Here is a 26,804-nt window from a genome sequence, read left to right as displayed (position 1 = left end):
TTTTGTTTATGGCGAACTCACGTTAATCATTAAAAAAAATATTCTTTTCTTTATTTTAGTTTTGAAAAAAGTCGTATCTTTGCGGAATTAATTTATATAAAATCAATCTAATTATTAATAGTAAAAAGACGAAAAAAAAATCTTTCCTTATGAAAAAGAAATTGCTACTGCTTATCTCAGCCTTGCTGTTCTGTGGGGCGGGGTATTTTGTGTATCAGCGGTTTGTCTCGCCTACACGTATTGCCTTGGTAAATTTCCTCAGCTATCAATCTTCGAATATTATCCTTTCCAACAAGGACAAGTTTATTAAGTTTGAAGAGGTATCCACTGATGAGTTGGATAAGCTCAAGGGATTTGACTTTGTACTGATTTGGGGTATGGGTATGAAAATCAGTGAGGAGCAGCGTGATAAGCTCATCGAGATTTCTCGCAGGGTACCTTTTCACAGTTTTGCGGTAACTAATCCTGATAATGACATCAGTACTTTGAGCGAGAAAGACCTCAAACGGGTGTCAGAGTATTTGGATAGTGCCAATAAGGACAACTACCAAAACTTAGCGCTTTATGTACGCAAGTATATAGACAAAAAATGGTTTGCTTCGGAGCCTGCCCCAGCGATAGAGCGCAAGGAGAATGTCTATTTTCACCTAGATGATGAGCTTTCTTTCAATAACTTGAAGGATTATGAGAACTATCTTAAGGAGCATGGTTTCTACAAAGAGGGGGCTCCACGTGTAGCAGTAGTGGCAGGCTTGCATGATCCTTTTGCGGGCAACAAAGAGCACCTCAATGGGGTGATTTCTGCCCTACAAGATGAAGGTATGAATGTGTATCCCTTTACAGCACAGGCCAAGCGAATAGAATTCTTGGAAGAGATTGCCCCTGATGCGATTGTTTATTTTCCACATGGACAGATGATGATGGGGGCTCCTGAGAAGTTTATCAATTGGATAAAGCAAAAAAATATTCCTTTCTTTACAGGACTTTCAGTGCTGACCCTCAAGGAGCAATGGGAGAAAGACCCGATGGGTATGGCAGGCGGTTTCTTAGGTCAAACAGTGGTAATGCCCGAATTGGACGGAGCGCTCTACCCCTATGTGGTTATTGCACAAGACAAGAACAAGGACGGCTATTATTTTCTCAATGCTATTGGTAACCGTGCGGCAAAGTTTGCCAAAATCATACACCGCTTTACCCAACTGAAAAAGCAGTCCAATGCGAATAAGAAATTGGCCATAGTTTATTTTAAGGGAGTTGGGCTTAATCCCCCTGTAGCACAAGGATTGGAAGTGATAGAATCACTTTATAATTTCTTAGGACAACTCAAAAAAGAGGGCTATAAGGTAGAAGGACTCCCTGCTACGGTAGAGGAATTTCATACCCTACTGAACAAGTATGCCAATACCTACCGAGCCAGCGCTAAAGGCGAGATAGAACGTTTTTTAGCAGAGGATAATCCTGCTTTGGTAGAGGCTAATGAGCTGGATACTTGGCTCAAGACAACGCTGCCCCAAGACCTCTATAAAGAAGTGGTAGCACACAATGGGGCAGTACCAGGCAACTACTTAGCTACCCATAAGGATGGCAAGGACTATTTGGCAGTGGCACGCCTTACTTTTGGCAATGTAACTATATTGCCTCAACCCCCTGCGGCTATCAGTACCGAAGATGATTTCAAGGTACAGCATGGGGTTAAGGAAATTCCCCCTTATGCCTATATAGGGGCTTACTTATGGGTACAAAACGGATTGAAGGCCGATGCGCTTATTCACTTTGGTACCCATGGCTCTTTGGAATTTACCCCCAATAAGCAGGTTACCCTCTCCGACTATGATTGGGGAGATATCTTGGTAGGTACGGTGCCACACTTCTATTACTATACGATAGGCAATATAGGGGAGGCGATGATGGCCAAGCGCCGTTCGTATGGTTCTATAGTGTCCTATCTTACTCCTGCCTTTACTGAGAGTGATATGCGCAGCACTTTCAATGAGCTAGAGAACACGATTCTCTCCTACCAGAAGTCAAAGAATCCAACCGATAAGAATGCTATTTCGCTACATATCAAAAAGTTAGCTGTAGGTATGGGCTTACATCGTGATTTGCGTTTGGATAGTATCCTCACCCAGCCCTATACGGAAGCAGAGATAGATCGCTTGTCCAACTTTGCCGAAGAGATTGCCACAGAGAAGATTAACGGAGAGCTTTATACCATGGGGATACCTTATCCAGCGGATAAAATCAACTCTACTGTAGTGGCCATGTCAGCCGACCCAATAGCCTATAGTGTAGCCGCACTTAATAAAATAGATGGTAAGGTAAGTGAGAAAGACCTCAAACGTAAAGTGTTTTTCTCTGAGCAATACCTCAATCCAGCTAAAAATCTTGTGAATCAGGTACTTGCAGGGAAGCCTGTAACCACTGAGCTTATCTGTAGTTATGCCCATGTCACCCCAGAGGAATTGGCCAAAGCCAAGGAAACCGTGGCCGCTGAAGATCAATCAGGGATGCCTTATTTCTTTAAAAAGCAGATGGATAAGGAAGCAGTACAAGCCAAGGATTCCTCTGCCCACGCCAAGACAGATACAGTCAAGGGTAAGAAACCCGATGCGGTAGGTAAGGCTACTAAAACTAAGAAACCAGCGGTCAAGAAAGAGGAGCGCAAACCCCTTACTGAGAAGGAATTGGCCGAATTGGCTGCCAAAAAAGCGAAGCTAGACCGAGCTCGTGCCATAGTAGCAATAGAAGAGGCTATTACCCATATTGTTTTCTACCGAGATGGTCTACAACAAAGTCCCCATTTAGAGGAAAAAGCCTTTTTCAATGCGCTTAATGGTGGTTATACCCCTCCATCTTCAGGAGGTGATGCTGTAGCCAACCCTAAAGGAGTACCTACAGGGCATAATCTTTATTCGGTTAATGCCGAGAGTACACCGAGCAAATTGGCTTGGGACAGAGGGGTAGCCTTAGCCCAAAATGTGCTGAACGAATATAAGGAAAAACACGGCACATATCCTAAGAAAATCGCTTATACCTTCTGGAGTTCTGAGTTTGTAGAGACCGAGGGGGTATCCATAGCCCAAGCCCTCTATATGCTGGGAGTAGAACCCGTGTGGGATACCTTTGGCCGAGTGGGTGATATACGCTTGATTCCTTCAGAGGAGCTGGGTCGCCCACGAATAGATGTGGTGATACAGACCTCTGGTCAGTTCCGTGACTTGGCCGCCTCTCGTTTGTTCCTTATTACCAAGGCCATAGAGATGGTCAGTGCGCTCCCTCAAGAGCCTTACGCCAACCAGGTCAGTGCAGGTACTGTGGATATAGAGAAGGAGTTAGTAGAGGCAGGGGTACCGCCTAAGGAAGCCCGTGAGATGTCCACTCAGCGTATCTTCGGAGGGCTACAAGGTAGGTATGACACAGGTATTAAGGAGCTCATCAATGCAGGAGATAAGTGGGAGAGCCAAAGCGATATTGCCCAAGTGTATATGCACAATATGGGAGCATTCTATGGCACTAAAGAGAACTGGAGTCAGTTCCAAGAAGGCATGTTTCGTGCTGCAATCAAGCATGCCGATGTACTTATTCAGCCACGCCAGAACAATACTTGGGGTGCCTTGAGTCTTGACCACGTATATGAGTTTATGGGAGGTATGAATGCCGCTATCAAAGAGGTAACAGGCAAAGATCCTGATGCCTACTTGGCTGACTATCGCAATCATAAGAACATGCACCTGCAAGAATTGAAGGAAGCCATAGGAGTAGAGGCACGCGCTACCATACTCAATCCTAAGTATATCAAGGAGATGATGAAAGGAAAGGCCTCTGCAGCAGGACAAATCCAAGAGATAGTAACCAATATGCACGGCTGGGAGGCTACCCGTCCTGAACTGATAGATGATGCCCTATGGAATGAAGTCTATGATACTTATATAGAAGACAAGCAACAGTTGGGCGTGACCGACTTTATCAAGCGGGAGAATGCCGTATCCTTGGAAGAGGTAACAGCGGTGATGCTGGAGGCTACTCGTAAAGGTATGTGGAAGGCATCAGAGGCACAGATTGTCCATTTGGCGAGTCTCCATACCGATTTGGTAAAGCAGTATGGGGTAACCTCCTCTCAGTTCTCTTCTGAGAATAAGAAATTGCAAGAATATATCTCGCAAAAAGCTCCTGCGGCCAATGCGCAAGTATATCAGAAACAACTTTCTGCTGCCAATAATGCTTCAGAGGAGGTATATGACACCAAGAATAGCCAAGTACTCCAGAAAGAAGAAACGACTACAGGACAGGAAAAGAAGCAAGTCTCCTTAGATGGTTTGTGGATAGGTGTGGCGGTACTAGTAGCCCTTGTGGGACTGGTAGTGTTTGTAAGAAGGAGGAGAAAATAATTACTAATTGTCAATTGTTAATTGTTAATTGTTAATTGTTAACGCGAAATTAATAGTAGAAAAACATATTGTATAGCCCAATTCATTAAGACACAATAAACTCACGTCTCTATGGGAGACTATGCTAAGCAAGGAATTGTCTTAGTTAGCGCTTGTGTAGGGACATGAGTTTATTGCGTCTTAATGAATTAGTTATACACAAATAATTTTCTATCATTGATGGTCATTAACAATGAAGTTTTCAATAAAAAGAATTGCTAGATAAAATATTTGATGTACCTTTGCATCAACTTTATTATATACCACTATGGTAACGACAATACAACCAGGAGTAAGATATTCCTTCAGTCTGAAAAATAAAGAACAAGTAGCTCTGTTAGATAGTTTTTTAAAAGCACTCAATGTGACTTTGGTAGAGGACAAAAGAGAGAAAAAAGAGGCTCAAATGTCTCAGGAGGAATATTATGAACTTATGAAAAAATCAATGGAGAGCTTTGATAGCAGTAAAGAATTGAGAGGGGAAAAAGAGATTTTGGAACATCTTAATTCATTGAGATAATGGAATATACTCTCAAGCTAAGCCATATCTTTGAGGAGCAATATATAGAATTTCGTAATTCGGGAAAGGTCAAGGTTTTAGAAAAAATCAATAAACTAATACTTGAACTATCAGTCTCACCAAGAAAAGGAACAGGAAAACCAGAACGTTTGAAAGATGTAGATAAGATAGACCCTACTTTAGACCCTCAAGAAATTCATATTTGGTCAAGGAGGATTACAGATGAACACAGACTTGTCTATAGAATATATGATGAGGAAAAGCTCATATTTGTAATGCTTTGTAAAGGACATTATACAGAACTGAATAAGTTTTATGGTTTTGATTTTCTATTTGAAAACTAATTTTTCTATGCTGGCATCGGAGCAGGAGATAGCCAGTAACAATTAACAATTAACAATTGATAATTATAATTGTATTATCGTATAAAATTTGTAATTTTGAGCCGAAATTTTGAGGCTATCCGATGAAGCATACATTTGTTGCTAAAATAGTATTCTTACTCTTTGCTTTGGCTTATCTGCTGGGGTGTAATCCTACAAAAAAAGTGCCGGAGGGAGCGTATCTGCTGCGTAAGAATACGATTTCTGTTAATAATAAAAAACCTAAAAATGCCAATATTTATGGCTATCTACGCCAGGAACCCAATTCGCGATTGTTGGGGATTCCACTGGGATTGCTTATCTATAACTTGGCCGATGACCATGCTCTGGAAAACTATCAAAAATGGCTTGTGAGGCATCCTAAGTGGCATCGCTTCTTAGATGGCTTTCTCTCTAAAAAACAAACCCAACGCTTGGGGGAATCCTTTTTGGTTTCGGGCAAGGATCGTATGCTCCAGCGAATGGGACAAGCACCTGTGATTATAGATACAGTGGAGACTCGCAAATCGGCACATACCCTCCATGCTTACTACAACAGTGTGGGCTATTTTAATAATATAGGCCACTATGAAATCACTCCTACAGACAAAGAAAAACAGGCTTCAGTAACCTACCATATAGATAGGGGGCGCCGCTATTATATTGATTCTTTGGATACCCAAATCCTTTCCCCAGAGATTGATTCCCTCTACAAAAAGCGTATAAATGAACGTATTATTAAGCCACGGACTTTCTACCGATTGGAGAAATTCAATAGTGAAAGGGCACGTATTACTAGCCTATTGCGCAATAATGGCTTCTATAATTTTCAGCAAAGTGCTATAGACTTTACCATAGCACGGGACACGGTAGTGTATAACAACGATTCGCTGATCAATGTGACCACTACCATAGCCAACTACATAGATCGCTCTACCGATCCCCCCACGCAAAAACCTTATAAGGTTCACAAAATAAGGAAAGTACGCCTCTATACTGATTATGATTCTTCTTCTGAGAATACCCCCTATGATTCGCTAGAATACAAAGGGATTACTTACTATTACCGCCATAAGTTGCGCTATCGTAAGCAAACCCTCTATGATGCTATTGCCTTGCGTTCGGAGAGTATTTACCGAGATATAGACCGCAACAATGCTTATAGGCAGATTAACAACCTTAGGGCTTTTAAGTATCCCAATATACAATATCACTATGCCAAGAATGATACCTTGGAAAGGGTTTTGGAAGCGGATATACACTTGGAACCACTCAAACGCTTTTCTATAGAGACCAATTTGGAACTCTCTCGCTCCTCTATACAGGAGTTTGGGATAGGGTTTAGTACTTCTTTTATTGCAAGAAACGTCTTTAGAGGGGCAGAAACCCTAGAGGTAACTCCACGCATCACCATGGGAGCACAGCAATTCTTGGATGGTAGTTCTGCCTTTTTCAATCTCTTTGAATATGGAGGCGGTTTGCGCCTGACCATTCCGCGTATATGGTTTTTTGGTAGGATAGAATCACTTGTTCCTTATTCTAAGACCCCCCAGACCATGTTACAACTCTCCACTAGTACCCAAGAGAATATAGGTTTGGACAGGCAGAAGACCTCAGGGGTACTCCGCTATACCTGGAGTCCTAATACGGCCAATCGCAACATATTGGAAATCATGGATATAGAGTATGTACATAACAAAAATCCTGAGAATTATTTCAATGTATATGAGAGTTCGTATGAAGCACTCAATAGCATTGTAAGGAAAGAAGGCACTGCGCCTGCTCACTACTTAGATGATAGGGGCAATCTCAAAAGAAGAGAAGCCTATGAGTATTTCATCTATGATATGTTTCGCAGGGATTGGACGAATCCAGCCCAGAGGAATTTGGACTTGCTCAACCTCTATGAGCGTTTTTACCATCTGACACGCAATGACCTGATTATGGCTACCAGTTTCACCTATATGTCCAACAATACGCTGAATTACTATGAGCCTACCTATGAGCAATTCCGAGTGAAGGTGGAGACAGCGGGGAATCTTCCTCAGCTGGTGAATATCATACGTAAGCACCCTGAGGATGAGGAAGGCCAACGTAAGTTTTTGGATGTGGCTTATGCGCAATATGCCAAGGCAGAGGTGGAATACATCAAGCACTTTCCGCTATCGACTAGAAAAAATAGCGGAGAGGTCTTAGCCTTACGCGGTTTTATTGGCTTTGCCATGCCCTATGGGAATGGGAAGAATATCCCATTCTCGCGTAGCTACTTTGCGGGAGGAGCCAATGACAACCGAGGTTGGCGTGCCTACTCCCTAGGACCAGGCTCATCGGGTTCGGTTTTAGAGTTTAACGAAGCCAATTTCAAATTGGCCGCCAATGCAGAATACCGCTTTACCATAGCCAGTGCGCTGAAGGGAGCACTTTTCTTGGATGCGGGGAATGTATGGCACCTCATGGATAGTGAAAATAGGACAGAGGCCATGCTGGATAGGCTCTCGGATATATCGGATATAGCCTTATCCACTGGGTTTGGTTTGCGCTATGATCTGAATTACTTTGTCATACGTGGGGATTTCGGAATGAAGCTATACAACCCCTCACAGCGGGTTACTCAACACTGGACAAATAAGCTGAAACTCTCTAATTTTGTTTTTAACATAGGAATTAATTATCCTTTCTAATAAATTGTACAACAACTAATTAAATATTTTTAAGATGAATAAAGGACCCATTTCTCAATTTATTGAGAAGCATTTTCTACATTTTAATGCAGCAGCCTTAGTAGATGCAGCTAAGGGCTATGAAACTCACCTACAAGAAGGAGGAAAGATGCTTGTGGCGCTAGCAGGTGCGATGAGTACAGCAGAGCTAGGGATTTCCTTGGCTGAGATGATACGTCAAGGCAAGGTGGATATTATCTCCTGTACAGGGGCAAACCTTGAGGAAGATGTGATGAACCTTGTGGCACACTCTCACTACAAACGTGTACCTCACTATAGAGACCTTACACCTGAACAAGAGCGCGAACTCTTGGACGGACACTACAACCGTGTAACTGATACTTGTATTCCAGAGGAAGAGGCTTTCCGCCGCTTACAAAAACACTTAGAGGAAGTATGGCACAAGGCCGAAGAAAAGGGCGAACGCTATTTTCCACACGAATTTCTTTACCAAGTGGTACGCTCTGGTGTGTTAGAACAATACTATGAGATAGACCCTAAGAACTCTTGGATATTGGCTGCTGCTGAAAAGAACATTCCTATCATATGCCCAGGCTGGGAGGATTCCACTACGGGAAATATCTTTGCTGCCAATGTAATCAAAGGAAACCTAAAGGCACATACGGTAAAGACAGGTATAGAATATATGATCTACCTTACCGAATGGTATCGCAACAATTCTGCTGGTAAAGGTGTAGGCTTCTTCCAGATAGGTGGTGGTATCGCAGGGGATTTCCCTATCTGTGTAGTGCCTATGATGTACCAAGACCTAGAGTGGGAGGGTGTACCTTTTTGGTCTTACTTCTGTCAAATATCTGACTCTACTACCAGCTATGGATCTTACTCAGGGGCAGTGCCTAATGAGAAGATCACTTGGGGGAAATTGGATATAGATACGCCTAAGTTTATCGTAGAATCCGATGCTACTATTGTGGCACCGCTTATCTTTGCGTATATACTTAATCAGTGACGAGTGACTAATGACGAGTGACTAATGACGAGTGACTAATGACGAGTGACTAATAAAATGACTAATAATATGAAAAAACAAATTACTGATACGGTGCTGATGATACGCCCTGTGCGTTTTAGGACGAATGAGCAGACCTTGGTGAATAATTATTTCCAAAAAGGAATCGATATCACTAATGAGCAAATCAACCTAAAGGCACAAGAGGAGTTTGATGCCTTGGTCAGCAAGCTCAGGGCGGTGGGTGTACATGTCATCGTAGTGGATGATATCTACGAGCAGGATACACCTGATTCTATATTTCCGAACAACTGGATTAGCTTTCACAATAATAAGAATGTGGCTTTCTACCCCATGTTTGCTGAAAACAGACGTAGGGAGCGCCGCGAGGATATCTTAGATATAGTGGAAGCAGAAGGCTTTGAGATAGAGAACGTATATGACTATACAGAAGCAGAGAACGAAGGGCTCTACTTGGAGGGGACGGGCGCTATGGTCTTGGATAGAATCCATCGCAAGGCTTATTGTGCGCTTTCGGCCAGAGCCAGTGAGGAGCTATTCATTGAGTTCTGTGAGGATTTTGAATATACACCTGTTATCTTCAAGGCTTTCCAGCATGCAGATGGAGAGCTAAAACCTATCTATCATACCAATGTGATGATGGCACTTGGGGAGACCTTTGCTATTATCTGTCCTGATGTGATAGAGGATAAGAGCGAACGCAAGAATGTGCTCCATCACCTCAAGGAAGATCACAAGGAGATTATTACCATAAGTCCCGAACAAGTGGATTACTTTGTTGGGAATATGCTCCAAGTGAAAGGGAAAGATGCCAAGTACTTGGTGATGAGCAAGACGGCTTATAATGCCCTGACTCCTCAGCAGATAGAAGCCATAGAGCGACATACCCAAATACTCTATAGCGATCTTTCCACTATAGAGGTATGCGGAGGCGGTAGCGCCCGCTGTATGCTGGCAGAGGTCTTTGGAGTGAAAAATGAATAGTGAAAAGTGAATAGTGAAAAGTGAATAGTGAATAGTGAATAGTGAATAGCGTTTTTTCACTATTCACTTTTATCTTTATAGCCAATCATATTTAACGTGAGTTCGACGTAAGCGAAATTATATTTTTCTCCCACAGATTCCGCGGATTTTTACGGAGAGAATGATATAACAACTAAGTATAACTCCTTAATTTCCACGGATAAATAAGGCCTTTGGCCTTATAAAAATCTGTGTAAATCGCAACAGCACAATTACACAAACATAGAAAATCTGTGAAATCCGTGAAAATCTGTGGGAGCTTTCGTTATATCGAACACACGTTATTTAGATTGCGAATAAATAGAACAAGAGATTGGTTCTTAATTTGCTCTCTTTCAAGGGCTAATTGCCATTAGCCCCTACACCTGCTCATGCTAATTTTTCGCAAACTATTTCTGATTGACTTGCATTAGTGGTTGGTCTCTGCTAGCTTGAAACTCTTTGGTGGTGGTCTTACATTGGAGAGCAGCTCTGCTTGGGTAACTCCCATATAGGGATCGTGTAGCGTAGGGTGTTGCTTCTTTGTAGGAAAACCGTCATAGAGGCGATTGCTTGCGGCGTACGGATGCTTGCAAGAGGTCGTCTGCTGACACTTTCCGTTAGAGAAAGGTTTGGGTTTCATATATTTTTCAAAGTATTTTTTAGCACAACTCTTGAGTTGCTGGTGATAAGAAGTCTTTTCAGCGGGGACAAGAGCGGGGAGCTTTTGAGTGGATAGTGAATAGTGAATAGTGGAAAGCGGCGTTTCCTTAGGAAGTTGGTTGTCAGCCGAACAAGACCAATCGTCTTCGTCCAATAGAAAAGGAGCGAAAGGAGATACCTCTTCTTCCTCTTCCTCCTCAGAGGGAGTATAGTCAGTGACACTCATCACGCTTTGTTCTTCACCCACATATCCAAGCTCTAAGTTTTTGCTTGGCTTTACTCTTCGTTCTTCACTCATTGTTTTTTGTTCTTCCCTCATCATTTTTTGTTCTTCACTTTTTGATTTTCTCTCATCACTTTTTTTAGCCTCTTCTAAACGAATGATCAAACGGATGGCTGCAATGCTTTGGTTAATGGTAGGGATTACCATCTTGCCATTGCAATCAATCGCCTGGCGGCGTGCGTATGTCCAAAGTATGTCTAAAGCCTCTTCCATAATGATTAATGCCAACAATGATTAATGATTAATGCCAGCAATGATTAATGTCAGACTACTAACGTCTGAATGCAGACGACTGAATGTGGTGCAAAGGTACAACAATCACAGAGGCAAAGTCAAGGAAACGCTATGCGAGAAGTAAGAATTTATACAATAAAAAATAAAGTTAAGTATTTAAGAAATTTGAAGTTTTTCCTTAACAAAGCTGCTGACCGTTAGGCGGTGTACGCCAAGGATACGCCCAATAGCGGAGTAGGACACTCGCTTGTCCAACAGCTCCTTGATGCGTTTTTCTTGTCCTGTTGTACCTCATAGGTCAAAGAATAGATTAAAAGTATATGATTTCTGGCTAAAAAAAGCAAACTCTTGTGTAGAATAAAAATAAGTACTACTTTTGCACTACATTTTTTATAAATCAGATGCTTACCCCAGAAGAGAAAAAAGAAAAATAATTCCTTTGGAAAGAACTCAAATCTCTTTTAGATCTTTATCGAGAAATTTCTACAAGAGGCGTATAGATGAAAGCCTACTATGATAGCAGAATAGATGAAATTGTGGAACGATTAAAAGAAATTGGTAGCTAATCTAAAATTAAAATTATGTTAGAAAAAGTATTAGAACTTAAAAGACGATATGTAGAGGCACAAACCGAAGAAGAGGAAGACCTTATTAATGAACAAATGCGTACCCTTATGCATGAAAACCCTGACGAATGGGCAAAATCTATGTGCGAAAGTGCTGATGATACCGCTCGTAAGGCTAGAATATTAGCCCAAAAGGTAAATAAAAGGATTCAACAATCTGACAAAATGTTTAAAGAACTTGAAGTACTAAGTGACTGCTAAAAAGAAAAAATCGTCCCAAAGTAATATACCCTCTTCAAAACCTTTAGTTGAAGGCTTAGAGGAGGACGAATATGGTATGCCTATCAAGTACCGAGATGAAATCATGGCACTTTCCAAACAAGCCAATCGAAATATGACCAAGCGCTGGGAAGCAGCTATTGCAGAGAAAGAACGAGCTGAAAGAAAGCAGATAGCTCCTGAGGATAGTTAGAAATTGTTTAGCTTGAATAGATTTTATAAAATTTATAAACATAAGTTATTGTTTAAAAAAGATAAAATCACAATATATTCTTCTTAAATTGGATTAACATTCAAAATCATCATATAGCATAGCATATACTTCTTTTATAATGTTTAAAATTGATAATAAATAGAAATATGATAAGAAAATAGTAATGATTTCTAATGTTTTTTTAGTGTATATAGATACTAAAGATTGTAGACTTTCTTCCTTAAAGCAAAGGATACTAAGTAGAAAGCATATTAAAAAGACAGATATTCCAACAGAGAATAATATTAAGGTTGATACTTGTTGCATAAAAGCTTTGTAACGGTTAATATAATTTGTATCTTCTTCATTTTCCGTGTTAAATATTTCTTTTCGTTTTGTATAGTTTTCTTTAAGAACAAATGTAACAGAAAATAAAATTCCAGAAAAAATGCTTATAAAACTAATAATATTTGAAATGATATCATTATCAAAAGTAATGTCAAAAAATATGAATAGATAAGAAATTAAAAACGGAATGACTACAAAATATAGTAATACTTCACAGTTATTAGTCTGTTTTTTTAGTATAGAAAAACCATCTTTTAATAATTCAAATAAACTGAATTTTTCAAATAGCATAACCAATCTCTTTTTTTATTTGTTCCAAAATACCATCTGTATGTTCTTTAATTTTTTCAAAATTAAAATGCTCACTACCTATTTCTTTAATATCATCATCTAAAAATATAGTAGGTTTTATTTCATCAGGATTAGATATATTTATATTAGCTTTTCTACCTTTAGGGTCTATATAAAAAATCTTCATGTCATAGTCTTCTCTTTCAATAATATCAAAATCACTCAAATCAGAGCCAATTAAATTTTCATTCTTTTTTCGTTTTCCTAAAAGTTTATTCAGAAAAGTTTTTGCAGGTTCTCTAAAATTTGTCACAGAAAGAGTAACCTTTAATTTTTCAAAATCAGTAAAAATAGGATTAATTAGATGGCGTTTTCCTTTAGTTATCCGGTCTTTTATAACTTGAAGCTCATAAACTTGACTCTTTGACAAAAATTCATCTTTATTCTTTTTCGGAATAAAAGTATATATATTCAGAGTTACACCATATTTTGCAAAAAATTTTTGAAGTATAGCTTTAGCAAACCTTGAAATTGTATAGTCTGTATAACTTTGAATCATAAGGATACCCGCTGTATAGTCATTAGGTAACCAGAGTTTTACATAAAAAGGCATTGATACAATCTTATCTCCATTGATTGTATCAACTTGAATTTTTGAGTTTTCAATAGCATATACACCTTGTTCACTGCCTGTATTTCCACCTACAAATTCAAAATCAATGATATTTTTAGTACTTCTTATAGAGTGTTTCATATCGGAATTGTGTGAAATTCCCTTTGTTTTTTGTTTATTTATTTGGAATTTATCATCAAAAAACTTTATAAAGTCTTGTAAGAATTGATGAAACTTATTTTCTTTATCATCAGTCTCTAATTTATCAAATAATTTACTGAAAGAAAGTATTTTATCATCTCTTGAATGTCTTTCTTTTATTGTTATTCTAAAAATTTCTAATTTTAAATCTTGTGCCATTTTTATGTTTTCTTGAAGTGCAAAGGTACTAATTTTATTAAATATCCCAATCAATAATATCTTTTAATTTCCAAATATCATTGATTTTAGTGTTTTCGTAGATTATTTTATTATCTGTAAGAGAAAAACATTTTTTTATATTAGCAATTACTTTATCTAACTTGTCCTCTCTATGTTGTATTTTATCTATTTCATCCTGAGAAAGTACTTGTCGGGTTTGTATATCAGAAAAATCTTTACCTTCAAATTGCCAATACATAACTTTACATTTAGGATATATAGATTTTGAGTTGGTATCTAAAGAATCTTTATAAAAATCACTAAGTAGTTTAAACTTAAAGGTATAATTTAGTGTTGGGTGTTTAAATTCAAGTTCCATACCTTTAGCTAACAAAATTTTTCGTTCTGGTATTGAAACTGAATTTAACTTGTCTATTAGCTTAAATGCTTTTTCTAACTCTATTTTATAGATAGGAAAGGAATAATTTTGATAGTGGGCTTGAGGGTTGAGTACAAACAATTTAGATTCTTCAAAGAGAGAATTTATTTCTTCAGGAATAGGTTTGTTTATATCTTTATATCTCTCTTTCATTTTTTTCCATAAATTTTGTAAGGAAAGGAAATTGCCATCAGATTTGTATTTCACTTCATCAGGTAGTCTCTCTCTTACTATTTTTTCCAACTCTTTCCTAATATATATAGAGGCAGCCACATAATCATTTGCTTGAAAATGCTTTTTAGCTTTGTCTATAAATTCTATTTCACTATCTATTATTATTGGGTATTCTTTTTCCTCGTCTTTGCCAATAAACATTTCTTTACGCTTCCAATTATCAAGGCTATCTAACTTTTTAATTTTGAAGTATAGAAAATCATACAAATTTTTATCGTGAGTAAGAAATAATAATTGATAGTTTTTTGTAAAATCGCTTTTAGCTGATAAGAGATATTCTATTAGTTTATCTCGGTTGTTCATATCTAAACTTATCATTATATCATCAAAAACGATAAATTTAAGAACAGATGTTTCTGTATTTATTCTTTTCTTCAGTACAGCTAACCGAATAGCTATAGCAATAGCTGTAAATTTAGCTTCATTCAAAAAGGACTGAGGGCGATGAATTGAAATAGTTTTTCCTAAATAGGACGTTATCTTTAAAACTATTTTGAAAAGAGCACATTCATATTTAACATCTTTCTTGTGGTGAGTATGAGATTCATATTCCAAATGAAAATCAATATTATAGCCTAGTTCTTTTAAAATTTCAGGAGCATTTACATTAATGAAGTCTATTAAACTTCTCATTTCATTTTCAAAGTGTCCAGAAAATCTTTGAAAAGACCTGTACTCTTCACTGTGTTTATAAACCTGTATGATTTTACCTTTTGAATTGGTAGTAGTACCAGGGCCTTTTGTGATTTCTTGCCACATTTCATAGGCGTTTGATAATTGTCTATCTCTAATTTCAGAAGAAGTAAACTTTATATAGGGTAATATATAGCCTACAAAAATATCTGCTAAATCTATCTGCTCCCCATTCCAAAAGTCTTGAAATTTGTATAACACTTTATAGTTTAGAAAATCAGAAGCCATAGTTACTTCAATAGCCTCAGTATCACCATTTATAGCTGTGTCTAGCTGAGAGACTCTATATGTTTTATTGTCAGTAGTTTCTACTTCAATAAACGATTTGTAATCTTCTATCCCATTTGTAATATTAGGTTCAGCATAAATGTTGATTAAAGATTCTTCAGAGTTATCAGGATGTTTAAAATACTTCTGAAAATCTGTGATAGTATCTTTTATTGCTGCCTGAAAAAGGGTATATAAAGCCCAATAAATAGAGCTTTTGCCACTACCATTTTCTCCAAATAATAGTAGATGTTTTCCTTCCAATTCTAAAGGAATATCATTAGTAAAAAATTTAAAATTATTAATTTTGATGGTTTTAATTTTGCTCATTTCTATATGATTTTATTGATAATAGCCAATAAGTTTTCACTACGTGTGTCAAGCAATAAAACTCTTTGTCTAACATTGTTTTCGGATTGCTGATACCATTTATAAAATCTTTCAATTTGTTCATTTATCGGAAGATTTTGTATTTCTTCCATCATAGGTTTGATAAATTGTAGTACATTTACTCCAACTACTTTAGTATGAATTTCAAAATAAAGCTCATATACCATCATATCAAGTATATTTTGGAAATGAGAGGCTACATCTAGATTGGAAGTGTGAGTAAATATGTCTTCACTTACATTGGGTTGTAAATGATGTATCATATTTACTAATATTACAAAAAGTTGTTGGGTTTCCTTATTTGCTTTTTTGACAGGTAAGGCTTTCATATGGTTAGGATAAAAATGAGTGCCATCATAGAATAGTTCATTTACATAAAATTTTATGAGTTTTGAATTTAAAATACCTTGTAAATATTTATATTCAAACTCTTTTGATAATTCTATTTTTTTATTACTAATATTTCTTTTAATAGTATTATTATTCACATTTTCAAATAAATACCATAAAGTTAAGATAACTAAAGAATGATTGGCATAATAATTTTTTTCATCATATATGAATCTTAGTTTATTGATTTCACTTAATGTACAAAGACCTGCTAATTTAGGATTTTCAAATAGCTCTTCAAACATAGGATTATAAATATCCTCTTTTAAGTAATTTAAATACCTATAGCTGTTTATTATCCAACCTCCTGTATCTTTTCCCTCAAAGTACTTTTTATATCCATCTGAGAAATTATCTTTAATAAATTCTGTTTTTTCTTTACCACTAAGACTAATAGGTCTTAAACCATAATTTACAGAACAAATTTCTTCTAAATTAATAGATTTTTCATCTATTTTATCAAGAATAGACATTTTTTCTTCTGTAAGATTTATTCTAAAATTATTGTATTCAGTAGTTTTGAATACATTTTGAAAAATAGTATCATATTTTCTATTGATAAATTTCTCTGTATCTTTCTTTGAGTTTATATCTATTAGTTTAATTGAATGTTTGTATTTAGGCTCTTGTTTACTTAGTATAAGAATACAAGTTCTAACTGTCGCATTATCAAAAATATCATAGTTGAAGTTAACAATTTTTTCTATGGTATTTTTTAAAAGTTCTTGCCGCAATATTAATCCATATTCTTGTGAAAGAAATTTATTTGATGTTATAAAAGATAGTACTCCTCCCTTTTTCAATAGTTGTAGAGCCCTTTCATAGAATAGAACATATAGATCATATTTTTTATAGGCTGTTCTAAATCTATCTATATTACTCTTTATAATAAGATCTATCTTTTCTACATTTACATAAGGGGGATTTCCGATAACGATATCGAAACCTCCTTTGTCAAAGACATCTTTGAAGTAAGTATGCCAAAGAAAATAAGGGCGTTCTATTTTGGTTTGGAAACTGATAAGTTCGTTTTCTATGGTATTAAGTTCAGAAAGGCGCCTTTGATTAGCTATATAGGCTTTGTACTCTCTTCCCTTTGAGGTAAGGATACCTTTTTGGAGTTTATCTTCTAAATCTTCTTCAGAGGTAAGATTATATTTATCGAAAAAATAATCTATATTTCCTCTAATCTCAAGTTTTTCTTTGTAAATCTTAGCACGTATTTTCTCTTCTATGAGATCATTAATTTGCTTGCGCTTTAGAATTTTATCTTCTGTTGAGGTAAAATAATCTTTGATAAGTTGTTGTATATGTTCTTTATGAGTATCAGTGAAAAGAAAAATTTGCTTTGATGTTTTGAAATTATCACCAAAATCTATGGAGTCTTTATGAGCAATAATTTCTTCCTCTTTTCCTATATGGCTTAGATCCACTCCTTGGTAGCTTTCTAAAAGGCTATTGCCTTGCATGATTTTAAAATCTAAGTTAGGGAGGGGTTGTGGTTTTGGTTCATCTACTACAAGGCTGAGCCAAAAGCGTAGTCGGGCTATATCTACCGCTCCTGAATCAATATCTACACCATAAATGGTCTGCTCTATGATGTGTTTTTTTATCTGTGCGTCGTTTTGTTCTGGGATAATTCCCAATTGTTGTAGGGTAATCTTAAGATAGTATATCTCCTGTAGCAAGCCCATAGGGAAAGCCCCAGAACCAATGGCAGGGTCGCATATCTTTACATTTTCTACAGAGGCAGTGATAATATGTTCTTTTTCTCTTATATATTTCTCCTCATCCTCATTAAGAGGTTGGTGTTCTATTATTTTTGTGATAACATCTTTTATTTTTTCTGATGAATCATCAAAGGTTATTTTTGAAAGCAGGAAGGTCTTTAGGCTCTCCTTGCACATATAATGTACAATCTCCTTAGGGGTATAGAAAGCCCCTTTGTCTTTGTTGTCCTCCAAGAGGTTTTCAAAGATATGGCCTAACATTTCGGGGTCTACCGCTACTGTATGTTCGTTGGGGGAATCCTCATATACGGTAAAGTTATACTTGTCAAAGGTGTCAAAGAGGCGACTAAAGGTCTCATAGGGGAGGACTATGGAGTCAAAGTTCTCATCTTGGGATTTGTCAAAGAGTCCCCCATTGAGGTAAGGGAAACGCAAAGGATTGTCTTCGCTTTCAGAATCTTTATTGGTAAGCGTATCAAAAAAGAGAGGTACCAAACGTTTTTCATAAAAGTAAGGCCAGTCCTCTTTGGGAGTTTCTTGGTATAGGTGGTAGAGATAGTTATGGTTTCCCTCTCCCCAATTCTTACCTTTGGGGACAGCCAACCAGCCTTTTTTCTGTATAAAGTATAGGAAAACAATACGCCCCATCATACGTTTTACAAAATCACGTACGGCCTTATCATTACCCTTGAAGAGAGCTTGGTTGTGTTCTTCTTTGAAGATTTCAGCGACAAACTCTTCATAGATCTCCTTATATTCTCTAAAGAAGTCTTTGCTAAGCATTTCTACGGAGAATACTTCAAAGAAATCTTGCAAGGATAAGGGCTTCCCGACTAATTTTTTGAGCCTATCGGTAGCTGTTTTTGTTTTTTCTCCTTCTCCCAAGAGGTAAGTAAAGCGTTTTTCATCGGTGATTTGCTTAATCATTTTCCCTTGATGGTCTATTTCCTTTACGAATTCGGATATAAAGGAGAGCCTCCACTTTTTTTCTTGTACAAAAGCCACTAATACTCCATCTACATTGTATTTGTAGATTTTTGCCATGAGCTTTCTAAGGCCTACTTTGTTACGGTATAGGAGCATATCCTCTGAGATATTTACCTGATAGATACCGATAAGCCTTTCATCGGAGGTAAGATAGTTTCCCAGTTCGTAGGCTTCTTTTACCTTGTCGTGGCTCATAGGAATCCTTTGTGGCGTGCTAAGAATCCCCTCATCGGAGGAGCTGTCTTTCTCATGGAAAAGTTGGGTTAGGAAGTCTGTCCAATCTTTTTGGTTATAGGGGTGGGCTAATATATCTTTTAAATCTTTCATTATTTTATAAATGTTTCACTGATTACTATTTCTGGGGCAAAATCTATCATTTTTTCTTTTTTCTCTTTGGTCTCCTCAAAGGATGCTGTGGCATATTTCTTGGTCATGGTCAAGATCATATTTTGTACTTGGCCATAGGTGATTTTTTGTTTTTCAAGCTGTTGTCTTATTTTCTTAATCTCATTAGGAATAGCGGTAAAAGTACCTTTGTCAATGAGCTTAGATAATTGATCACAAGCTATTTTTACTTCTTCTTGATGGGAAGTACTTTTGATTTCTCTTAAGAATTTTTTAGCATGCATGGTATTTCCATCCGCTTTATCTACGGAAGTTACCATATGGGTATGGGCATGAGAGAGGTCTTTCTCAAAGGACTGTTGCGCCAAATTTACATCAGTGTAATGAGAAATGGGAAGCTCATATCCTTTTTCTGTAAAGGAGGCTTCAAATCGTTCTGCGGCCTCTAAGAAATCAATATTCTCTACTTCTTTTTGTGCATTGACTCTGTAAAATTCTCTTTTATAAGGAGATTTCATAAAGATAATGGAACCATCCTTGACGTCGTCAAAGGAAGTATTTTTATTTTTACGGGCAGTACGCGCTTTGAAAGGAATCTTGGCAATTCTTTTGAACTCCGAAGGGTGTGCGTCCTTGAACTCACGTACCAGACGTAGGTAATATAATCGCTTATCTTCTTCGCCTTCTTCACCTTCCTTGAAGAGTTCGAATTGTTCAACCAACTCTTCTTTGGTAAATACTTGGGCATCTTCTCCGAAAGCGGAATGAAAACCTTGTAGCTTGACATAAGCTTTCTTGTAGAGGCGGATTTCCTCATCTCCTTGTGCCGAAGGATAGAATAGATAGTTATAGATGACCCCTGTTTCGCTTCCTATTCGGTTGATACGTCCTAAGCGTTGCATAAGTCGGGTAGCATTCCAAGGGGTATCATAGTTTAAAAGTACATTGGCACGATGTAGATTAATTCCTTCGGCAAGAACATCGGTAGTGATGAGTATTTTCAGGTCATTCTTACGCCCTTTGGTATAGTTGGCATCAAAATTGGCCTGAATTTGCTCAAAAACTTTGTTCCTATTCTCAGAAGAAATTTTTAAAATCTTCTTAGGATCAATTACTTCAGAAAGTTTTTCATTTAAATAGTTAGCCGTATCATTACTTTCGGTAAAGATAATAAGTTGTTGAGAAGGATTTTTGTCTCTATCTAATAAAACAGTATCTAAAATATCAAATAATTTTTCTATCTTAGGATCATTAGTAACATTTTTCCATTCTTCAACAAGGTTTTTCAATGATTTAGCATCTTTTTCAAGTCCTATAAGGAAGGAAGGGTCGAAATCATCCGCAGTGAAAATGTTGTTTCTTGCATTCTCTACATTTTTTGATAGAACGATTTCGTCAATTTCCTCTTCGGAAAGGCCCTTTTCAAATAAGGCATTGATATTTAGGTCAGGGGCTATATATACCTTGTTGTTGGCAAACATCTCGATCATTCGCTGGGTGGATTTCAGTAGATTTTCCAAGGTATTCTTGAAAGCAACAAAGCTACTTTCCAAACGCTTGACCATAAGGGTTTTCATAATGGCAGCCAAGGATTGTGACACTCTTTCTGCTTGGCTATAGTATTCCTCTTGGATATCTTTCTTTAAGAAACGAATCGCTTGGTAGCGATAATAATTGATTTTGTCATCATCGGTTAGGGATAGAATAGTCTTGTAAAAAAGTTTGCTGATAGTTGGGTTAAGATAATATTCTATGGTCTGCAATGGAGCAATTTCTGGGAAAATAATACCTTGTTGCTTGATGTCCTCTAAGTATTTAGGATATTTCTTGAGGTCTCTTCGGGTACGGCGTACCGTAATTTCGGCAATTACTTTCTCACGTATCTGTTTGTATATCTCACGTATTGCTTCTATATCAGTAGTTTTGGCATCCATAATCTCCCTATATTTCTGTATCAGAGGAGAGAAGAAGTGCTGCAGGTTACTTACTTTTTCAAGGGTACTCTTACGGATATCCTGAAATAATTGTAGTTGGTAATACAAGTCTTCAGGGCGGTTATTCAGTGGTGTGGCTGAAATAAGGATTACTTTCTTTTTGTCTCCTTCTATAAGGCCTTCATTACTTCGGGGTATTTTACAGATGCGTTGCAGATGATTAAATCCTTGTGAGGTATGATTGCGATATTTGTGAGCCTCATCTACAAGAATAAGATCATATTCATCTACCTCCCAGTAGTTGTCTAAGTCAGTGCCATCGGCTATTTTACCAAGGCTTCCGTTGGTGATGAACTTCGTGTTTTTGTCCAAGCGGAAGGACTTGAAAGTTTGTTTCCAGTTACTCTCTACCGCAGGAGGGGTCACTACCAAAATTTTTGTTTGTTCAAAACCATTGGCAATACAAAACCGTTTGGCAATCATGGAAGCGACAAGAGTTTTCCCCAGTCCTACCACATCGGCTAAAAAGAAACCATTATGCTTTAGAAGCATGTCAAACCCTTGGTTTACAGCGTCTATCTGATAGCTTAGTTTCTTATAATTTGACGGTAAATCACCAATGGTATTGGGATCATAATCTATATTCTTTCCAAAGTATTCTATAAGTAGCTTGATGAATAGGTCAAAGGGGGTAAACTCTTGCCCAATATAGGTATTCTTGATAAACGATTGTACATCGGTAGGTTCTAGTATGTCTGAGTTTGCCCATAATTTAGCAAATTCATCTTTGGCAAATTGTACATCATCAAAATCTTTTAAGGCAATATTGAGTTCATAATTAGGAGCTTTCTTACTTCCAATACCAGCATCAGTAAGATTGGACGATCCCATAATAACCCAACCATCGGTATATTCACTATGTTCTTTAGGTAATAGGATATAGAACTTAGCATGAATAGAATGGCTATTGTGAATACGTACCTCAATACGCTTGTCGGCTATATCTTGTATAAAGCTTAAGATACTATCTTCAACCTCTTTGGTATATTTAGCCTCTTTGATATCCTTGATAAACTCTTTTTCAAACTCCTCTTTGGTTTTATTAGCATTGCTAAAGTAGATCATACCACGCCTTTGGGCTTCGAAGACAAGGTTATCTACATTGATACCTACTAATATTTTGATTTCTTCTACTTCTTTGAGCATCTCACGCATTTTGAAATAGCCAGAAGAGCGAAAATAGGCGGAAACAGCTTGAAATGAATGAGGTTTCATGGCTTTGAGGATACCTTCAAACTTCTTGAATAAGGTATTTCCTTCTGAATTGGTAAAAAATTTTGAACTCACGAGATTATTTTTTAATTATTCAATTTGTATATTTTTCTAATTATCTAATTTACAAGGCTCTGTTCTATTTCTGTTATAGTAGGTAGAGATGATTTTAGGTCGTCGGGGACGATACGGGTAAGTTCAAATTGGCTTACTCCTATGGGTTTACTAATGTCTCGTAAGGCAAACTCTACCTCTATATTATCCTTGTTACGACATAGGAGTATACCTATGGAAGGATTGTCAGTAGGGTCTTTTAAGTAGCTGTCTACTGCTGATAGGTAATAATTGAGTTTGCCTGCATATTCGGGTTCAAAAGCGGTATTTTTCAGTTCAATAACCACATAGCATTTGAGCTTGGTGTGGTAAAAAAGCAGGTCTAAATAGTTGTCTCGGTTACCTACCTTTAGGTGATACTGTCGGCCAACAAAGGCAAATCCTTTACCTAACTCCAAGAGGAATTGTTGTATATGGGTAAGCATTTGGTTTTCTATATCACGCTCATTGAAGTTTTCAGAAAGTTGTAGGAAATCAAATACATAAGGGTCTTTGAGGGTTTGTTGAGCTAAATCGGAAAGAGGAGTAGGCAGCGTGGTTTGGAAATTGGTAATAGCTTTTCCTTCCCGAAGATGTAGTCCTGATTTTATTTGTAAAGCTAAGACATCACGACTCCAATTGTTTTCCAAAGTCTTTCTAACATAGAAAAGTACCTCATTGAATTCTTTGACTTTTGTGAGAATCTCTACAATATGTCTCCAAGGGATTTGCCCTACAAAATTAATGGTAAATTGTTGTCTGACAGCGCTTAATTGATCTTTTGATAATTCATCACCAAGCTGGTGATGAATTACAAATTGCTCTATAGACTGTGAGGAAAAATATTCATAGAACAGTTTTATGTACCTAAGGTTAGTTTCTGAAAAACCTTTTATCTCAGGAAATTCTTTAGACAAATCCTTAGAAAGTTTAGCAATTACTTTGCTGCCCCATTCTTCTCTTTGTAGTTCTTCTGAGATATTTTTTCCTAAGTCCCAATAAAAAGAGATAAGTTCTTTATTGGCAGCAATTCCTACTTTTATTTGAGCTGTACGTACTTTGTCTTTTATGGTAGCAAGCCAATTTTTGTAATTGTTTTCCATAGTCTGTCAATTTCCTAAGTTTTTGTAATTACTTGATAATCATTTGATTAAATTCATCACCAGTCTGGTGATGAATTATAATCCGCTAATTGGATCTTCTGTTAATTATCACATCATCACATTAGCTCATTGTTTTTAGGTTGCAAAGATACTACATTTCCCCTTAAAAGTCAAGGGAAAACCTGCTCAGAAGTAAGAATTACGCAATAAAAAAACTTGCCTTTTTAGGGCAAGTTTTTTAGTTTAAAATTTGTAGGAAACCGTCACATTTATGTTGCGGGGGGCACCAGGGAAGGAGCGTAGTTTGTCATAGCCGCCTACCCAATGGGTTTTGTTCAGTACATTGTTTAGGTTCAGTTGGAGCTGTATTTGGTTGATCTTGTAGTAGAGTACTGCATTCACTAGGCCATAACCAGGGTATACAGTGGTGTTGGCTCGGCGGCCTACCTGTCCGTAGCGCTCGGTGACAAAGTTGTACCCAGCCCCCAGGCCTAAGTGCTTGAGAGGGCCTTCGGTGATGATGTACTTTGTCCAGATATTCCCCGAATGGCGAGGGGTAGAGGGGCGCTGCATGCCAAAGTCTTTTTCATTGTTTTGAGCGGTCTTGGTGATACGGGCATCTATATAAGCGTAGCTGGCCAAGATACTCCAGTTAGGGGCGATTTCTCCTGCTAGGTCAAACTCGAATCCGTTGGACTCCTCCTCACCAATTTGCATTTTGTAGTCAGGCTTACCAGGCACCGCAGGGGAAGCAGGGTAGAGGGTGTTCTGCTGGATAATCTTGAAGACGGAGGCGGTAGCACTCAGACGCCTGTTGAACCAATCCGTCTTAAGCCCAGTTTCGAAGAGCTCGCTATAGACAGGGTCGAAGGGGCCTCCATAGCGGTCAGGATCGGACTGGTTATCAGCACTCTGTGGCTCGAAGCCTTTCATCCAAGTGGAGTAGAAGTTGATGTTATCCGTAGCGGTAATGACCAGACCTACACGAGGTATAAGGGCTTGCTGTTTTATGGTTTCCTCATTCTTTTGTTTATAGTTGAGGAAGTCTTGGAAGAACTCTTTACGAAGGCCTAGGAGCACTTTTACGATACTGAATTCCAATTGTTCTTGTAGATAAATCCCATGAGAGGTCTGTAGGGTGGGTTTGGTATTACCAGCGGTAAAGATATATTTGTTGGTCTCTTTCATGGCGTTACCAGCGGTGGGATTGTTTAGGTCAAATACAGCCACATTGGTAAGCGGTTTGTTGTTGGCATCCACTACATAGGTATTGAGTTTGGCAGGATCAAAGGTGGTGGTAGTCTTTCCATTTTTAAGCAAATAGCCTCCTGCGGTCAGTTGGGAGGCACCAGGAAGTTGTTCTACTTGGAAGTAGTCATAACCTACCAAAAGAGTGTGTTTTACGGGGCCTGTGGTAAAGTTGTAGTTGAAGTAGTTATTAAAGCTATTGTTGCGGAAAGTACGTTGTCTTAGCAGTGCCTGCATCAGGATTTTGCTTTGGTCACCTGTGTTGGCTTTGTTCCCTTGTTGCATATAGTAGCTATTGGCTTGGTTATGCTCTCTGAGGTCTTCGCTATAGGAGGAGTTCAGGTAGGTACTATTGAAGGAAAGGTCTTCAGTGATCTTGTGAGTAAGCCCTAAGGTGACATTCACTTGGGTTTCTCTTAGGAAATCATTGGTTGCACTGAGCGAGCGGGTGATAGGCACCGAGTAGAGGTCGGCATCGCCAAAGATAGTTTGTCCGCGGTCTACCTTACCGTCTAAGCGATAGTAAGTTATATCTACATTGAAGCGGGTTTTCTCATTGGGAATAAAGGAGAAAGAGGGGGCAATGGTGAGGGTGTTACGCCCTTGTAGGTCGCGATACCCATCGGTGGTTTCATAACCGAGGTTCAGGCGGTAGAGCAGGCTTTTGCTTTCGTTCAAGGGGCCAGTGAAGTCGCCGTAGCTCTTGAGTGTACCCCAGCTACCAGTATTTACAGAAACGGAATGTTGGCGCTCCAAGAGCGGTTTCTTGGTCACTCGGTTGATGATACCTCCAGGGGCAGCATTGCCAAAGAGGGCAGCGGCAGGGCCTTTGATGACTTCCACACGCTCTATATTGGCTAAGGAAGAGGCCGACCAAAGGCTGGTTTGGGCACGCATTCCATTGAGCAGGTTGCCTGAATTGCGGTTCCCTGTGGTGCGGAAACCACGGATACTAAAGTCGTTATAGGTGGTGTATTGGCTTACCCCGCTGACATTCTTTACCACATCATTCACTGTGGAGGCACCTTGGTCAAGGATCACCTCTTTGGTTACATAGTTGATGGTTTGGGGAATGTCGCGGATTGCAGTGGCCGTCTTGGTACCAGAGAAAGAAGTGGTGTTCTTGTAGGAACTTTCTCGGCGACCAATGATCTCTACTTCTTGGAGCTGTTGGGCTTCTTCCTGGAGGGTAATATCCAAGTGGGTATGGGTGCCCGATAGGTTAGGAGCGACGTCAAAGTCTTGCTTTACCGTTTGGTAGCCCATGGAGCTAAAGACAAAGGTCTGTTTTCCTACAGGGACATGATGGACTTCATAGAAGCCTTTTTCATTGGTAGACGCCCCTTTGGTGGTGCCTTCTAAGATGACACTTACCCCTAAGAGGGGCTGGCCTTGTGTGTCGGTAACACGTCCGCGTACTGAGATCGCCTCTTGGGCGAGTAACGAGGGGATTATGCAGAGGAATACTCCCCAGAATAATAGATATTTACGCATATAAACAATGATTATTTAAACTAATTCAAAATAATAATTTCGGGGGTGCAAAAATAGTACATTTCTATGTTTTTTTAGTTATATAAAAGTTAATTTTTCTGGGTTCTGTAGAACTTGTAAATTCTTTGTTTAAGTTTTACAAGTGTTTGATTATTAGTTATTTATGCGAATCAATAGTTGAAAATATCTGTATAATCTAATTCGTTGAAAGTTAGTAAATAATATTTTAACTATTGATTCGAATCATTTATAGTCAATCATATTTAGAATGCGAATAAAATACGAATAAATAAGGCAAGGGATTCATTCCTAATTCGTTCTCTTTCAAGGGCT

Annotated in this window: 16 protein-coding genes and 1 pseudogene; 8 read left to right on the top strand and 9 right to left on the bottom strand. The window is 38.0% G+C overall.

The window, feature by feature from the left end:
* Nucleotides 1-149: 149 nt before the first annotated feature.
* The 6 genes from HMPREF9331_RS04175 to ctlX all read left to right on the top strand — a co-directional run bounded on the left by HMPREF9331_RS04175 (nt 150) and on the right by ctlX (nt 10,004).
* Nucleotides 150-4,388, top strand: a complete 4,239-nt coding sequence (locus tag HMPREF9331_RS04175; RefSeq protein ID WP_016419882.1) for a cobaltochelatase subunit CobN — start codon at nt 150-152, stop codon at nt 4,386-4,388.
* Between the two features lie 307 nt (nt 4,389-4,695).
* On the top strand, nt 4,696-4,947 hold the full coding sequence (locus HMPREF9331_RS04170; protein WP_016419881.1) for a hypothetical protein: 252 nt from the start codon (nt 4,696-4,698) through the stop codon (nt 4,945-4,947).
* Nucleotides 4,947-5,291, top strand: a complete 345-nt coding sequence (locus HMPREF9331_RS04165) for a Txe/YoeB family addiction module toxin (protein WP_016419880.1) — start codon at nt 4,947-4,949, stop codon at nt 5,289-5,291. Before HMPREF9331_RS04170 ends, HMPREF9331_RS04165 begins: the two co-directional genes overlap by 1 nt.
* Nucleotides 5,292-5,413: 122 nt before the next feature.
* Nucleotides 5,414-7,990, top strand: a complete 2,577-nt coding sequence (gene tamL / locus HMPREF9331_RS04160; protein WP_016419879.1) for a translocation and assembly module lipoprotein TamL — start codon at nt 5,414-5,416, stop codon at nt 7,988-7,990.
* A 34-nt stretch (nt 7,991-8,024) separates the two neighbouring features.
* A complete protein-coding gene (locus HMPREF9331_RS04155) occupies nt 8,025-8,999 on the top strand; it encodes a deoxyhypusine synthase family protein (protein ID WP_016419878.1) in 975 nt (324 codons plus the stop codon).
* Between the two features lie 69 nt (nt 9,000-9,068).
* Nucleotides 9,069-10,004 carry a citrulline utilization hydrolase CtlX gene (gene ctlX, locus HMPREF9331_RS04150; protein ID WP_016419877.1) on the top strand — a complete coding sequence of 312 codons (936 nt, stop codon included), beginning with the start codon at nt 9,069-9,071 and terminating at the stop codon, nt 10,002-10,004.
* Nucleotides 10,005-10,452: 448 nt separating this feature from the next.
* Here ctlX and HMPREF9331_RS04145 read toward each other — a convergent pair whose 3' ends face one another.
* Both HMPREF9331_RS04145 and HMPREF9331_RS13290 read right to left on the bottom strand, forming a co-directional pair.
* On the bottom strand, nt 10,453-11,181 hold the full coding sequence (locus HMPREF9331_RS04145; protein WP_016419876.1) for a hypothetical protein: 729 nt from the start codon (nt 11,179-11,181) through the stop codon (nt 10,453-10,455).
* A gap of 177 nt (nt 11,182-11,358) precedes the next feature.
* Nucleotides 11,359-11,487 (bottom strand): annotated as a pseudogene (locus HMPREF9331_RS13290) (invertase); the annotation flags it as partial.
* Between the two features lie 296 nt (nt 11,488-11,783).
* On the opposite strand from HMPREF9331_RS13290, the gene HMPREF9331_RS04140 reads away from it, so the two are divergent.
* The gene (locus tag HMPREF9331_RS04140; protein WP_016419875.1) at nt 11,784-12,029 is read left to right on the top strand and encodes a hypothetical protein; all 246 of its coding nucleotides are present in this window, start codon (nt 11,784-11,786) and stop codon (nt 12,027-12,029) included.
* Entirely contained in the window at nt 12,019-12,240 is a 222-nt protein-coding gene (locus tag HMPREF9331_RS04135) for a hypothetical protein (RefSeq protein ID WP_016419874.1), read from the top strand. The genes HMPREF9331_RS04140 and HMPREF9331_RS04135 overlap by 11 nt, the downstream gene beginning before the upstream one ends.
* A 93-nt stretch (nt 12,241-12,333) precedes the next feature.
* Here the strand turns inward: HMPREF9331_RS04135 and HMPREF9331_RS04130 are convergent, their stop codons facing one another.
* The 7 genes from HMPREF9331_RS04130 to HMPREF9331_RS04100 form a co-directional block, all read right to left on the bottom strand.
* The gene (locus tag HMPREF9331_RS04130; RefSeq protein ID WP_016419873.1) at nt 12,334-12,879 is read right to left on the bottom strand and encodes a hypothetical protein; all 546 of its coding nucleotides are present in this window, start codon (nt 12,877-12,879) and stop codon (nt 12,334-12,336) included.
* A complete protein-coding gene (locus HMPREF9331_RS04125) occupies nt 12,869-13,852 on the bottom strand; it encodes a hypothetical protein (protein ID WP_016419872.1) in 984 nt (327 codons plus the stop codon). Before HMPREF9331_RS04125 ends, HMPREF9331_RS04130 begins: the two co-directional genes overlap by 11 nt.
* Nucleotides 13,853-13,889: 37 nt before the next feature.
* Nucleotides 13,890-15,815, bottom strand: coding sequence for an OLD family protein (locus HMPREF9331_RS04120; RefSeq protein ID WP_016419871.1), 1,926 nt, complete (start codon nt 15,813-15,815; stop codon nt 13,890-13,892).
* Between the two features lie 2 nt (nt 15,816-15,817).
* Entirely contained in the window at nt 15,818-19,309 is a 3,492-nt protein-coding gene (locus HMPREF9331_RS04115; protein ID WP_016419870.1) for an Eco57I restriction-modification methylase domain-containing protein, read from the bottom strand.
* Complete coding sequence (locus HMPREF9331_RS04110; protein ID WP_016419869.1) at nt 19,309-22,608, bottom strand: helicase-related protein; 3,300 nt, start codon at nt 22,606-22,608, stop codon at nt 19,309-19,311. The genes HMPREF9331_RS04115 and HMPREF9331_RS04110 overlap by 1 nt, the downstream gene beginning before the upstream one ends.
* A gap of 44 nt (nt 22,609-22,652) precedes the next feature.
* The gene (locus tag HMPREF9331_RS04105) at nt 22,653-23,729 is read right to left on the bottom strand and encodes a PDDEXK nuclease domain-containing protein (RefSeq protein ID WP_016419868.1); all 1,077 of its coding nucleotides are present in this window, start codon (nt 23,727-23,729) and stop codon (nt 22,653-22,655) included.
* 243 nt (nt 23,730-23,972) lie between these two features.
* Complete coding sequence (locus HMPREF9331_RS04100; RefSeq protein ID WP_016419867.1) at nt 23,973-26,471, bottom strand: TonB-dependent receptor; 2,499 nt, start codon at nt 26,469-26,471, stop codon at nt 23,973-23,975.
* Nucleotides 26,472-26,804: the final 333 nt, after the last annotated feature.

Source organism: Capnocytophaga granulosa ATCC 51502 (assembly GCF_000411115.1).
Lineage (GTDB): Bacteria > Bacteroidota > Bacteroidia > Flavobacteriales > Flavobacteriaceae > Capnocytophaga > Capnocytophaga granulosa.
Note: the sequence above shows the minus strand (reverse complement) of the source record. Positions and strands in the feature narration are given on the sequence as shown.